This is a genomic window from Citrobacter sp. C1 (genome assembly GCF_014596895.2).
Lineage (GTDB): Bacteria > Pseudomonadota > Gammaproteobacteria > Enterobacterales > Enterobacteriaceae > Citrobacter > Citrobacter gillenii.
In genome coordinates, this window is record NZ_CP115035.1 from 1332260 (window position 1) to 1345921 (window position 13662).

The window sequence follows — 13662 nt, forward strand, 5'->3', positions numbered from 1 at the left end:
GACCTGTTATCGAAGATTGATTCGGTTATACTGTTGGCCGTCGTCCAACAGGACTGCCTTTTTAGGCCGAAATTCTATTGTTAGCTGAGTCAGGAGATGCGGATGTTAAAGCGTGAAATGAACATTGCCGATTATGATGCCGAACTGTGGCAGGCTATGGAGCAGGAAAAAGTACGTCAGGAAGAGCACATCGAACTGATCGCCTCCGAAAACTACACCAGCCCGCGTGTCATGCAGGCGCAGGGTTCTCAGCTGACCAACAAATACGCTGAAGGTTATCCGGGCAAGCGCTACTACGGCGGTTGCGAGTATGTGGATATCGTTGAACAACTGGCGATTGACCGCGCGAAAGAGCTGTTTGGTGCCGACTACGCTAACGTCCAACCGCACTCGGGTTCTCAGGCTAACTTCGCGGTCTACACTGCGCTGCTGCAGCCGGGCGATACCGTTCTGGGTATGAACCTGGCGCAAGGCGGTCACCTGACTCACGGTTCCCCGGTCAACTTCTCCGGCAAACTGTACAACATCGTCCCTTACGGCATCGATGAATCCGGCAAGATTGACTACGAAGACATGGCTAAGCAGGCTCAGGCCCACAAACCGAAGATGATTATCGGTGGCTTCTCTGCGTACTCCGGTGTGGTTGACTGGGCAAAAATGCGTGAAATCGCTGACAGCATCGGTGCATACCTGTTCGTCGACATGGCACACGTTGCCGGTCTGATTGCTGCAGGCGTATACCCGAACCCGGTTCCGCATGCACACGTTGTTACCACCACGACCCACAAAACCCTGGCGGGTCCGCGCGGCGGCCTGATCCTGGCAAAAGACGGCAGCGAAGAGCTGTACAAAAAACTGAACTCCGCTGTGTTCCCAAGCGCACAGGGCGGCCCGCTGATGCACGTGATCGCGGCAAAAGCTGTGGCGCTGAAAGAAGCGATGGAGCCAGAGTTCAAAGTTTACCAGCAGCAGGTTGCGAAAAACGCCAAAGCGATGGTTGAAGTGTTCCTGAACCGCGGCTACAAAGTGGTTTCTGGCGGCACTGAAAACCACCTGTTCCTGCTGGATCTGGTCGACAAAAACTTGACCGGTAAAGAAGCCGATGCGGCGCTGGGCCGTGCGAACATCACGGTTAACAAAAACAGCGTACCGAACGATCCGAAGAGCCCGTTCGTGACCTCCGGTGTCCGTATTGGTTCTCCGGCAGTGACCCGTCGCGGCTTTAAAGAAGCGGAAGTGAAAGAACTGGCTGGCTGGATGTGTGACATTCTGGACAACATCAATGATGAAGCCACTATCGAACGCATTAAAGCCAAAGTGCTGGATATCTGCGCTCGCTTCCCGGTTTACGCATAAGTCATACGGATTGCCGGATGGCGGTGTAAACACCTTATCCGGCCTACATATGAGTTACTTGTAGGCCGGATAAACGCAGTGCCATCCGGCAGTTATATCGACTTAAGCGTCACCGTCTCATCAAGTAAAGCCGCTAACAGCGGCTTTTTCTTTGCCTGAATCCACTTGCGCAGCTGCCGCATTTCTCGTCCCTGGTTGAGCGTTACCGCGCCGACTATCACCTCGTTTTGCAGGTTAAACCAGATAGCCTTGCCGTCATCTGGACTGCCGCGCACGACCCAGCCATCACTACGCATATCGCCAATAAACTGCAGGTTGTCGCTGAACTGATCGGTCCAGAACCAGGGCGGAGGTAGCGTCGGGAGTGTCAGCCCCAGCATGGCTGCCGCGGCAGTTTGCGCCTGATTATTGGCGTTTTCCCAGCTTTCGCAACGTTGCAGCGTACCGTCTGGCGAACGCTGTACTGCCACATCTCCGGCGGCAAAAATGTTCGGATCGACGGTTCTGCACGACGCATCAATGATAATGCCGTTTGCCACATCAAGACCCGCATCACGGGCAAGCCCGTCGTTGGCGACAATCCCGATACCGTAGATCACGCTATCAACCTGAAGCTGTTCGCCACGTTGCAGCGTGAGGGCGATGCGTTCCCCGCCAGCCACCTGTTCAATCGCATTATTCAGCAACAAATGTACGCCAGCCTGCTGGTGGCGGGCGGCCAGATAACGTTGTATCGGCGGCGGAGCGTTGCGACCCATCACCGTGGCAGCCAGTTCAATGACGGTGACCTGACAACCGCGCTGCGTGGCGCTGGCAGCCAGCTCAAGTCCGATGGTTCCGGCTCCGACAATAGCGATCGACTGCCCGGGGCTGAGCGCGTCTCGTAGACGCGCTGCATCTCCGGCGTGGCGCAGCGTGAAGCCGCGGTCACCGAGCGTATCCAGTAATGGGAACGGGCGTGCCGCTGCGCCTGTGGCAATCAGTAATTGATCCCACGGGTAGGTCTGTCCGTCAGCCAGTACCAGCGTTTGCGTTTCTCGCCCGAGCGTTTGAACGGTGACGCCCAGATGCAGCTGAACATTATTATCCCGCCACCAGTCTGCGTTCAGCACCGGCTGCAGCTGCGGCACGTCGTCCAACAGCATGGTTTTGGAAAGTGGAGGGCGTTCGTAGGGCAGATGCGGCTCATCGGAAAACAGATGGATCTCGCCGTCAAACCCCTGTTGACGCAGTGCGGCTGCCGCCATTGCCGCGGCCTGTCCGCCGCCGACAATGGCGATGATATTGTGGTACATAATGCCTCCTCAGAGATCCAGTCCGGCGGCAACGTGACGAATCCCGCGAATGCCCAGACCGGCGTCGGCATTGATCATCACGCCGCTCAGCGTGCGGTTATTGCGCCGTGACGCCAGCATCACATACGGGCCGGTAAAATCTGCCGGCTCCGGGAAAAACTGCAGCGGCAAAATGGCGGCAATTTTTTCCGGCGTTAGCGACTGCATAATCGATGTATCGCTCTGACCCAGCGCCTGCGGGCCGCGCAGATCGGTCGCCATACCGCATGGCCCCACGCCGTTGACGCGAACTTTGGGTGCCAGCTCGTAGGCTAACTGGCGAATCAGACCGGTTGCTGCATGCTTGCTGGCGGTATACAGCGGACCGCCGCCTCCGGGGTACCATGCTGCGTTGGACAGGGTAAAAATGATGCTGCCTTCGCTGGCGATAAGCGCGGGGGCGCAGGCTTTGGCCCCCAACAGATATCCCAGCACGTTGACATTGAATAACTCGTGAAAGCCGGTTTCCAGCGCCTCGGCAGAGGTGTTTACCAGCGAGGCGTTATGATCCCAAATTCCCGCATTGCCGATAAAGCAATCGAGCGTACCGTATCGCGTGAGAATGTTATCCACCGCGCGCTGATAGTCGGCGTAGCGGGTGACATTCCCCTCCACCGCCAGCACATGCTCACCAAAACGCTCGCGCAGGTAGGCGACTTTGGCAGCGGAGAGCTCCAGTGTAGCGACCCGCGCACCCTCTTCAATAAAGCGCTCGACCAGCGCCAGGCCCAGGCCGGAACCGCCGCCGGTAATAAAGACGACATTATCGCGTAAATCGCTCATCAGGCCCCCTCAGGCATATCAATAAATACCTCGCCGCCTTCCACGTGCACCGCATAGGTGGTCAGCGGATCGGTGGCGGGCAGGCACAACGCTTTGCCGGTTTTCAGGCAGAAACTGGCGGCGTGCAGTGGGCACTCCACGGTGGCATCGTCTTCCAGATACCCTTCCGACATCGAGGCATTACCGTGGCTGCAGCGGTCGTTAATGGCATAAAACGCACCGCCAACGTTAAACAACGCGATGACTGGCGAGGTGTCGAGCCGCAGCGCTTCACCTTCCGGCAAATCCCCTACGGGGCAGGCAAATACACGATTCATCAGAACAGTACACTCAGGTTATGGGAGGAGATCACCGCCTGATCCAGCACGATCTCACGCTCCAGTAAACGCCACTCATCGCCCGGCAAGCGGCGTACTTTGTCCACGCGTATGCCAACGTATAAGGTTTCATCCCGCTCTTTTTGTGCGCGAGACAGCAGGTAGTTCAGTCGGACGCGAAACACATCGGGAACGTCGGTTTCGCTAACTTGCAGGTTGCTGATCAGATGCCGGGTGCGCGACGGCGGCTCTTCTGCCCAGGCCATGCCGGTTTCCAGACGTGCAATGCGGCGCTCGAGCTGATCTTTGTTGTCGTTGAAAATCCAGGTGGTCGGCGGATGCACCCCTTTGCGGCGGTCGCGAGTCTGGGCATTCACCGTCGTACGCATGGTGTAACGGATCTCGTCGTCAAGCTGCGCCAGCCAGTCGCGAAACTTCCAGTCATCCAGCAAGCTGGCTTCGTGGTAGAGAAACTGGGTAATGCGATGATGCAGTTCCAGAGAAACTAACGCGCTCATTTCATTACCTCCTGCTGGTAAGCGGTGGTTTTTTCCTGCACTTCCTGCCAGCTTTCGCTGCTTAGCAAATCGGCCCAACGCTGGTACATCCCGCGTGCGGCGGTTTCCGAGAAGATGTAGTTGGTGATCCCCGGAATGCCGTCTTCACGACGTTTTTCCTGACCCAAGCCCATTTCCAGACACAGCTGGCTGTTCCGAGCGCGGTGGCCTTTGAGCAGCTTCTGGATCTCGCACCAGTTTTCTGAATCATCTTGTTCAAGAAAACCAGCCGGGCCGAAGGCGCGGGTGGCGCTGTTTTCAAACGCGGCTTTTACGTCATCAGAGGCCGCTTTATCGGCAATACAGAACGCCCACACTTCGACCTGATCCGGCCCGCGCGGGTGCCAGATGCGTAGTGTGGCGGTGCCGTTCAGCCAGGACAGCGTCGGGAAAATGTTGTTATGACCCGCCAGACGCAGAGCGCGAACCTTGCCCAGTCGTTGCTCGGCTTCGGCGTAGGTGTCGCGATAGTAGCTGGAGACGTCGCCGTCGACCCAGACGTTGGCATCGGGATTTTCAGTAAAGAAAAATCCGCTGCCGTGCCCATCCTGACCGAACTGCAGTGCATCTTTGGCGGTTTCCCACACCGGACGTGCGGTTTGCCCGTCGCCGAGGCGTTTGTCGCTGCCGTCATCTTTGGCGCCGAGCACCTGCACGGCAGAAGCGTGGCTAAACAACGCGTGATACTGGTCGCTGGCGAACTGCTCAGCGGGGAATTTCCAGTTGCAGTCGATCACCCATTTCTGTACGCCGCCAACGATTTCGGTGCCGCCTTCGCGACGATCCAGCACGCCGTCCAGGTACCAGGCGATGTCGCCGAGATAATCACGCAGCGCAGGCGCGGTGGTGTCCCAGTTGCCGAAGATTAGCCCCTTGTAGCTCTCGACGCCGGGCACTTCGTTCAGCCCCCAATGGGACTTGCACAGCCCTTGCGGGTAGGCGCGTGGCTCCAGCGGCACGTCAATCAGCTCGCCGTTAATGCCGTAAGACCAACCGTGATACGGACAGGTAAAAGCGCGGGTATTGCCGCAGTCGGCGTAGCTGACACGCATGGCGCGGTGTCGGCACTGATTGAGAAAGGCTTTGATGCTGCCGTCTTTTTGTCGCACGACCACCACCGCATCCTCGCCCATGTAGGTATTGAAAAAGTCACCCGGCTTCGGGATCTGACTTTCGTGAGCGAGAAACAGCCAGCAGCGTCCGAAGATGCGTTCCAGTTCCAGTTGGTAAATGTCGGGGTCGGTATAAATCCGTGGGGTTACGCGACCATTTTGCGTGTCGATCAGTGAGTAGATGTCTAAATTTGAGGGTGTGGTCATATTTTTTAATCCCGAAAGCTAAGATGTATTGACCTTCTTTTTTTGTACCCCAAGGATGTTGCTGGTTAGTTATCAATCTGTGAAATAGTAAATATCTACCAGCTGAGACGTTTTTTCGATAACAAGGAGCAGGGTATGGAACTGAGGCACTTACGCTATTTCGTCGCGGTGGCGCAGGCGCTGAATTTCACCCGTGCGGCAGAGAAGTTGCATACCTCTCAGCCGTCGTTAAGCAGCCAGATCCGCGATCTGGAAGCCTGCATCGGGGTGACGCTGCTGGTGCGGGATAAACGCAAAGTCGCGCTAACGGCAGCAGGGGAGTGCTTTTTGCAGGATGCGCTGGCGATCCTTGAACAAGCAGAAAATGCCAAAATTCGCGCCCGTAAGGCGGTGCAGGAAGACTGTCATTTCTCGATTGGGTTTGTCCCTTCCGCGGAGGTGAATCTGCTGCCGAAGGTTCTGCCGCTGTTTCGTTTAAAACAACCGGACACGCATATTGAACTGGTGAGCCTGATAACCACTGAGCAGGAAGAGAAAATCCTGCGCGGCGAGCTGGATGTTGGCTTAATGCGCCATCCGATTTACAGCCCGGAACTCGACTATCTGGAACTGATTCATGAGCCGCTGGTCGTGGTACTGCCAGTTAACCACCCGTTAGCCAGCGAGAAAACGATTTCAGCCCAGCAGCTGAACGGCGTGAACTTTGTCAGTACCGATCCGGCCTATTCCGGCGCGTTGGCGAAGATTGTCAAAGCGTGGTTTCAACAGCAGGAAAGCCAACCCAATATTGTGCAAGTCGCCACCAATATTCTGGTGACCATGAACCTGGTTGGTATGGGGCTGGGGGTGACTTTGATACCCGGTTATATGAATAATTTTAATACCGGCCAGGTGGTTTTTCGCCCTATCGCCGGTGATGTGCCGACCATTGCGTTGCTGATGGCCTGGAAAAAGGGCGAGTTGAAGCCCGCCCTGCAGGATTTTATCGCGTTGGCGCAGGATCGTTTAGCCGTGCCCCTGGCGGCATTATCATGACAGTTCGCTAAGCTGTGATTCCACATACAGATAGCCAATACCCATCAACTGCTGCGAGCGATTAAGCTGACCGAAACTTATTTGCGTGGCTCTGGCACGTGGGCTATCGCCGTGATCAAACGGATTAAACCCGGTTTGCTGTACCAGCGTATTGAGCCAGCTTTCGCCAAAGGCACAGCTGCGACCGTATAACCAAATCTGGTTAATATTTAATATATTCAAAAAGTTATATAAACTCAGGCCAATGGCGCTGGCAGCGTGCTCGGCCCACGCCTGAATACGGACATCGCCCTGTTGCCAGGCGTCAATCAGCTGATCGGTGGTCAGCGTTTCTGGATCGTAATGGGGGGCAGGCTGAGATTTCATCCACACGCGAGCCTGCTTTTTCAGGGCGCTTAATGAGGCGACCGTTTCCAGACAGCCGTAACGACCGCAGTCACAGGCGATGCCGTCAGGGTTGATTATGGTATGTCCAATCTGGCCGCTGCCAAACAAACTGCCGCGCCAGATGTTGTCGTTGATGACGAACGATGAACCAATGCCGTAATCAACGTTAATCACGCAAAAATCGCCGTTCGCCGCCGGGTTCTGCCACTTTTCCGCCAGCGCCAGCATCACGCAGTCATTATCCAGCAGGACCTGCACGCCGAGCATTTCTTCCAGCAAATACTTTATTTCCACCGCTGTTTTCCACGGTGCCTGTGGCATGGTCTTTGATGCGCCGGTAATCGGATCAACCTGACCGTGAACGCCCAGCGCGAGGTTGATTGTGACCTCAGGATAGTGCCGACGGTATTCCCGCCAGTGCGCTGCCAACGCGGTCAATAGCGCTTTTGGCGTCTCGGGATTGATCAGTTCATGCCGCCAGTCACCGACTGCGACCAGGCGCGCATCTGCCAACTGGCTGGTGATGCTGGTGGGGGTGACGTTGATGCATAATGTCCAGGCCCCTTTTTCCGGCAAATGAAAGCTGCCGCTGCTCAAACCGCGCTGGCTTAATGTCTCGCGGGAATGGTCGATCCGCCCTTCATCCATCAACTCTTCGAGAATATTGCTGACCGCCGGGATCGACAAGCCGGTGAGCTGTGCCAGTTGTGATTTGCTGAGCTGCTTTTCCCGCCACAGGTGCGATAAAAAGATCTGTTTATTCGCCTGGCGAACCCTGGCGTTGTTGAACCCCGAACGCTGCATTCACTTAACTCCCTTTACTGTATTGCGTGAGCATTGCGCATTTTAACGCCACTTAACTGCCGCAGAATAGCCTCAAGTTAAATTTTTACTTTTGTTTATTGAGTGGAGAGCGGCATGTACGGTTCAGTGAAGGTCTGGCAGGAAACGATCACCCTCCCAACGTGGACGGCAGGCGAGGAAGACGCTAACCCAATGTTCCTTGAGAAACGGGTTTATCAGGGATCTTCTGGTGCGGTGTATCCCTATGGAGTGATTGATACGCTAACCGGCAAGCGTGAAATGCGCGACTACAAAGCGGTGTGGATGGAGAATGACTTCATTCGCATCATGCTGCTGCCGGAGTTGGGGGGGCGTATTCATCGCGCCTATGACAAAGTACAACAGCGCGATTTCGTCTACTACAACGAAGTCGTCAAACCTGCGCTGGTGGGCCTGCTCGGGCCGTGGATCTCCGGCGGCATTGAGTTTAACTGGCCTCAGCATCACCGTCCCACCACCTTTATGCCGGTTGATTTTACTCAACAGCAGGGCGAGCAGGGCGAATACACGGTGTGGATGGGTGAAGTTGAGCCGATGCGTGGCTTGCAGGTGATGACAGGATTCACGCTGTATCCGGATCGCGCCCTGATTGAGATAACCGGAAAAGTGTTTAACGGTAATGCCACGCCGCGCCATTTCTTATGGTGGGCGAATCCTGCGGTGAAGGGCGGGGACGATCATCAGAGCGTGTTCCCGCCGGATGTGACTGCCGTTTTTGACCATGGCAAGCGCGATGTTTCCGCGTTCCCGATAGCGACCGGCACTTATTACAAAGTGGATTACTCCGCGGGCGTGGATATCTCACGCTACAAAAACGTGCCGGTTCCGACCTCCTATATGGCTGAAAAATCGAACTATGACTTTGTCGGCGCGTGGCACCATAGCGAACGCGGCGGACTGCTGCATGTCGCCGATCACCACGTTTCGCCAGGGAAAAAACAGTGGACCTGGGGATACGGTGAGTTTGGCGTCGCCTGGGATCGCAACCTGACCGATGACAACGGGCCGTATATTGAACTGATGACCGGGGTCTTTACTGATAATCAGCCGGACTTTACCTGGCTTGCGCCGTACGAAGAGAAAGTCTTCGTACAAAACTTCCTGCCCTACAGCGAACTCGGCATGGTGCAAAACGCCAGCACTCAACTGGCGCTGCGTCTGGTGCGTGACAATGGCCAGCTCTCTGTTGGCGTTTACGCTATTGCGCCGCTGCACGACGTGTTGGTTACGCTTTCTGCTGATGGGAAACCGTTTTATGAACAGATGCTGACCCTTGAGCCGGGCAAAAGCTGGCTGGCTGAGGTGTCCGATCGCGGTCACGAGCGGGTGACCATGGCCGTGACCCGCGCGGATGGCTCGTCGCTGCTGCAATACGAAGAGCACATTGCCGAAGAATTACCGCTGCCTTCGGCCGCCGTTGCGCCGGCACTGCCAGAGGCGCTGTCCAATACCGATGAACTCTATTTTATTGGTCAGCATCTGGAACAATACAATCACGCCAGCCGTTATGCAGAGGATTATTATCGCCGCGCGCTGGAGGTTGATCCGCTTGATTACCGCAATAATGTGGCGCTGGGAACGCTGGCGCTAAACCGGGCGGACTGGGCATTGGCCGAGCACTGTGCGCGTGCGGCGCTTGAACGCGCGCATAAACTCAATAAAAATCCGCGTGATGGCGAGGCGAGCATGCTGCTGGCCGCCGCTCTGGAACGTCAGGGTGATAATGACGGTGCGTGGGAGAGTTACTACAAGGCAAGCTGGAGCGGTAACTGTCGCGATGCCGCCTTCTGGTCGCTGGCTCGTCTGGCAATGAAGCGTGCAGACTATGCTGGTGCGCTGGAGAAGGTCGATCAGAGTCTGCGTTTCAACGGCAGTAATAACCTGGCGATGGGGCTGAAAGCGTTGGTGCTGGCGAAGCTTGATCGCAGCGAGCAGGCGCTGGAATATATTCGCCAACAGCTGGCTGACTATCCGCTGAGTTACACCCTGCACTATGCGCGCTGGGCTATCGGCCAGGACGAAGATTCAGCCGCCGCACTGCTGTCCGTTACCGGGCGACGTGGTACCAATGCCTGCGAGCTGGCGGGTTGGCTGACTTCTTTGGGGCAGCAAGATGCGGCGCGCGATGTGCTGGAACTGCTCGACAGCCAGGAAACGCTGCCGATGTTGTGGCGGGCTTCACTCAGTGATAACCCTCAGTCTTTCATCATGCGCGCTCGCGAGTGTCTGCAAAACCGTGTGCGATTCCCCAATACGCTGGATGAAGTGCAGATGCTACAAACGCTGGCGCATAGCGCGTTTGCCCGCTATTTGCTCGGCTGTTTCTGGTATAGCAAACGACGTTATGACGAGGCGGTCTCCTGCTGGCAATTCACGCTTGAGCAGGAGCCGGATTTTGCCCCGGTACACCGATTGCTGGGGATTTATGCCTGGAACAAGCAGCATGATGCTCAACTGGCAGAGCGTTATCTGTCGCAGGCCGTGGCGCTGGAGCCGAAAAATGCGCGCTTCCTGTTTGAGCTCGACTACCTCAATAAACTTCTGGCACAACCGGCTAAACAGCGTTTGGCAAGGCTGGAAGCCAGCAAGGAGGTGGTTTTCCATCGTGATGACCTGACGGTAGAACTGCTCAGTTTATGGAATGGCGTGGGTCACTATGATGCCGCGGCGGCCGTGCTCAACGAGCGCGTGTTCCACCCGTGGGAAGGCGGTGAAGGCAAAGCCACCGGGCAGTATCTGCTCAATCACCTGCATCGGGCACTGGCCGCTATTCACATCAACGATTTCACGGCTGCCATCGTCTTGCTGCAACAGGCGCTGCACTACCCGCAGAACCTCGGCGAAGGACGTTTACCCGGACAAACGGATAACGACATCTGGTATTTGCTGGGATATTGCGCACAGCAGCAGGGACACCATGACGAGGCCCAGCGCTATTTTGTGCGGGCAACGCGGGGCGGTAGTTCGCTTGACGCCGGACGTTATTACAACGACCAGCCGGTGGACTATCTGTTCTGGCAAGGCATGGCGTTGAAAGCGATGGGGGACACCGCGCAAGCGGACACGCTGTTCCACAGCTTCCTGCAGTGGGTTGATACGCAGCATGACCAGGTACCGGACGTCGATTTCTTTGCCGTGTCGCTGCCTGATTTAGTGGTGTTGGATACCTCTGCACACGAGAAACATCAGCAACACTGTCTGTTCATCAACGCGCTTGGGCACCTGGGGCTGGGCAATCTGCCTGCCTGCCAGCATGACCTTGATGCGCTATTGCAACGTCATCCGGCGCACGACAAAGCCTTGCTGCTGCGTCACGCCATCAACATATCGCTTTTCCAGTAACACCCTGATCGGGTGGGGGCAACCCCACCTGAAACCTTCTGTTCCCTGCGTTTCCCTGAAAGAGGAATGATAATGAATAACGCGCAGACACATTTAAAGATTGGCTATGTCTGGACTATCTGCCTGGTTGCGGCCTGCGGTGGTTTACTGTTTGGCTATGACTGGGTAGTGATTGGTGGGGCAAAACCCTTCTATGAAGCGTATTTCTCGATTACCGATCCGGCGCAGTCCGGCTGGGCGATGAGCTCGGCGCTGGTCGGCTGTATTTTTGGTGCGCTGATCTCCGGCTGGTGTGCCGACAAGTTTGGTCGAAAAATGCCGCTGATCCTCTCTGCGATACTCTTCAGTGCCTCTGCCTGGGGCACCGCCGTTGCCAGCAATTTCGATATGTTTATTGTCTATCGTATCGTCGGCGGGGTGGGGATTGGTCTGGCGTCGGCGCTGAGTCCACTGTACATCGCTGAAGTCAGCCCGGCTGAAAAGCGCGGTCGTTTTGTTGCCGTTAACCAACTGACCATCGTGATTGGCGTGCTGGCGGCGCAGCTTATCAATCTGATGATTGCTGAACCCGTTGCCACTGGCGCGACCCAGCAGGCGATTGTGGAAAGCTGGAACGGTCAGACGGGCTGGCGCTGGATGTTCGGTGCCGAGTTAGTCCCCGCTCTGGCGTTTCTTGTACTGATGTTCTTTGTGCCGGAATCTCCGCGCTGGTTGGTGAAGGCCGGGAAACCTGAGCGCGCACGCGCCATGCTGCAACGGATTGGCAGTACAGCGTATGCAGAGCAAACCCTGAAGGAGATTGAACACACGCTGCAAAAAGATAATCACAAGGTCGCCTGGTCTACGCTGCTGCAACCGCAGATCAAACCGATCGTGATTATTGGTATGGTGCTGGCCGTATTCCAGCAGTGGTGTGGAATCAACGTGATCTTCAACTATGCGCAGGAGATCTTTGCCTCCGCCGGGTTCGATATCAACGGTACGTTAAAATCGATCGTGGCGACAGGGATCATTAATCTGGTCTTCACCCTTGCTGCTCTGCCGCTGGTGGACAAAATTGGCCGTCGCAAACTGATGCTGTTTGGCGCATCGGGGCTGACCGTTATCTATGTGCTGATTGCCAGTGCCTACGGCTTGGGCATTATGGGATGGCCGGTGTTGGTACTGGTGTTGGCGGCAATCGCTATTTACGCCCTGACGCTGGCCCCGGTGACCTGGGTGCTTCTGTCGGAAATTTTCCCTAACCGCGTGCGTGGTCTGGCGATGTCGCTGGGTACGCTGGCACTGTGGATTGCCTGTTTCCTGCTGACCTACACCTTCCCGCTGCTCAATGCCAGCCTGGGTGCGGCCGGGAGCTTCCTGCTGTACGGTGTGATTTGTGCCATGGGTTATGTTTACGTTCTGCGCCATGTGCCGGAAACCAAGGGCGTCACCCTGGAAGCGCTGGAAGAACAGCTGGCGGCGCAGCATAGCAAAGCCAGCCCTTCGGCCCAACCACGTAGCGTCCGGTAATGGACAACCTTTTGATGCTACAAAACGCACATCTGCGGATGTGCGTTGACCCTCAGGGCGGGTCGCTGTTGAGTCTGGTGTCGTTACAACATCAACAACCGGTTTTACGTGAGGGCCAGGGGAAACAACCGGGGGATTGCGGCCTGTTCCCCATGTTACCGCTGGCTAACCGGGTGGCAGGTAATCGCTTTCTACTGCGGGGGGAAGAGGTGGTTTTGCCGCAGCATGAGGCGGACGATAAATTCTTCTTACACGGTGACGGCTGGCTGCGGCGCTGGGCGGTGGTTAATGCGACTCAAAGCGGCTGTTTGCTGCGCTTACGCGGCTGGCATCCGTGCGGTTACGACTATACGGCGCAGCTGTGCTATCAACTGGAAGCGTCCAGCCTGCATGCCTCGTTGACCCTCACCCACAGCGGTGAACGACCGATGTTGTACGGCTGTGGCTTCCATCCGTTTTTTGCCTTTGATGCGCGCAGTACGGCGCAGTTTTCGGCCAGCGGCTACTGGCCGGAGGGGGAGCAACACCTGCCGTTACCCTGGCAGCACGATATCCCACCAGCGGCTGATTTCACTCGCGCACAGTATGGCGAGGACGCCTGGCTGAACGTGGGGTATTCCGGCTGGGGCGGGCAGGCGGTCATTCAATGCGATGTGATGAAGCTCACGATTCTGGCGCAAACTCCGTGGCTTATGCTGTTCAGAATGTCGGGTGAGGAGTTCCTTTGCCTCGAACCGCAGACGCATCCGGTGAATGCCCACCACATGCCGGGCCAGCCGGGATTACGCCTTTTAGCGCAGGGAGAACAGTGCCATTTTACGCTGCAAATTCGCGTAGAATAGGGCAATTATCATGTTATCTGCCTGTTAATACTCGC

At 56.4% G+C, this 13662-nt stretch carries 11 protein-coding genes; 5 read left to right on the plus strand and 6 right to left on the minus strand.

From position 1 onward, the window contains the following. Positions 1-102 precede the first annotated feature (102 nt). A complete protein-coding gene (gene glyA / locus IB214_RS06370; protein ID WP_115257762.1) occupies positions 103-1356 on the plus strand; it encodes a serine hydroxymethyltransferase in 1254 nt (417 codons plus the stop codon). A gap of 92 nt (positions 1357-1448) precedes the next feature. Here the strand turns inward: glyA and hcaD are convergent, their stop codons facing one another. The 5 genes from hcaD to hcaE are packed head-to-tail and all read right to left on the minus strand — an operon-like array spanning position 1449 to position 5666. After that, positions 1449-2651, minus strand: coding sequence for a phenylpropionate dioxygenase ferredoxin reductase subunit (gene hcaD, locus IB214_RS06375; RefSeq protein WP_117343495.1), 1203 nt, complete (start codon positions 2649-2651; stop codon positions 1449-1451). A gap of 9 nt (positions 2652-2660) precedes the next feature. After that, entirely contained in the window at positions 2661-3473 is an 813-nt protein-coding gene (hcaB, locus tag IB214_RS06380) for a 3-phenylpropionate-dihydrodiol/cinnamic acid-dihydrodiol dehydrogenase (protein WP_115257764.1), read from the minus strand. Further along, entirely contained in the window at positions 3473-3790 is a 318-nt protein-coding gene (gene hcaC, locus IB214_RS06385) for a 3-phenylpropionate/cinnamic acid dioxygenase ferredoxin subunit (RefSeq protein ID WP_096756145.1), read from the minus strand. The genes hcaB and hcaC overlap by 1 nt, the downstream gene beginning before the upstream one ends. Further along, positions 3790-4308 carry a 3-phenylpropionate/cinnamic acid dioxygenase subunit beta gene (hcaF, locus tag IB214_RS06390; RefSeq protein WP_117343496.1) on the minus strand — a complete coding sequence of 173 codons (519 nt, stop codon included), beginning with the start codon at positions 4306-4308 and terminating at the stop codon, positions 3790-3792. Before hcaF ends, hcaC begins: the two co-directional genes overlap by 1 nt. Then, positions 4305-5666: a 3-phenylpropionate/cinnamic acid dioxygenase subunit alpha gene (gene hcaE, locus IB214_RS06395; RefSeq protein ID WP_115257767.1), complete on the minus strand. Its 1362-nt coding sequence runs from the start codon at positions 5664-5666 to the stop codon at positions 4305-4307. Before hcaE ends, hcaF begins: the two co-directional genes overlap by 4 nt. A gap of 135 nt (positions 5667-5801) precedes the next feature. Here hcaE and hcaR point away from each other — a divergent pair, with 135 nt between their 5' ends. Continuing rightward, a complete protein-coding gene (gene hcaR, locus IB214_RS06400; RefSeq protein WP_117343497.1) occupies positions 5802-6701 on the plus strand; it encodes a DNA-binding transcriptional regulator HcaR in 900 nt (299 codons plus the stop codon). On the opposite strand, the gene IB214_RS06405 is transcribed toward hcaR, so the two are convergent. After that, a complete protein-coding gene (locus tag IB214_RS06405) occupies positions 6696-7892 on the minus strand; it encodes an ROK family transcriptional regulator (RefSeq protein WP_115257769.1) in 1197 nt (398 codons plus the stop codon). The genes hcaR and IB214_RS06405 overlap by 6 nt on opposite strands. 114 nt (positions 7893-8006) lie before the next feature. Here IB214_RS06405 and IB214_RS06410 point away from each other — a divergent pair, with 114 nt between their 5' ends. The 3 genes from IB214_RS06410 (at position 8007) to IB214_RS06420 (ending at position 13627) form a co-directional block, all read left to right on the plus strand. Beyond that, positions 8007-11273 (plus strand): DUF5107 domain-containing protein, encoded by a 3267-nt coding sequence (locus IB214_RS06410; RefSeq protein WP_117343498.1) that lies wholly within the window; start codon positions 8007-8009, stop codon positions 11271-11273. Between the two features lie 72 nt (positions 11274-11345). Beyond that, the gene (locus IB214_RS06415) at positions 11346-12785 is read left to right on the plus strand and encodes a sugar porter family MFS transporter (protein WP_117343499.1); all 1440 of its coding nucleotides are present in this window, start codon (positions 11346-11348) and stop codon (positions 12783-12785) included. Continuing rightward, the gene (locus IB214_RS06420; RefSeq protein WP_117343500.1) at positions 12785-13627 is read left to right on the plus strand and encodes an aldose 1-epimerase; all 843 of its coding nucleotides are present in this window, start codon (positions 12785-12787) and stop codon (positions 13625-13627) included. Before IB214_RS06415 ends, IB214_RS06420 begins: the two co-directional genes overlap by 1 nt. Positions 13628-13662: the final 35 nt, after the last annotated feature.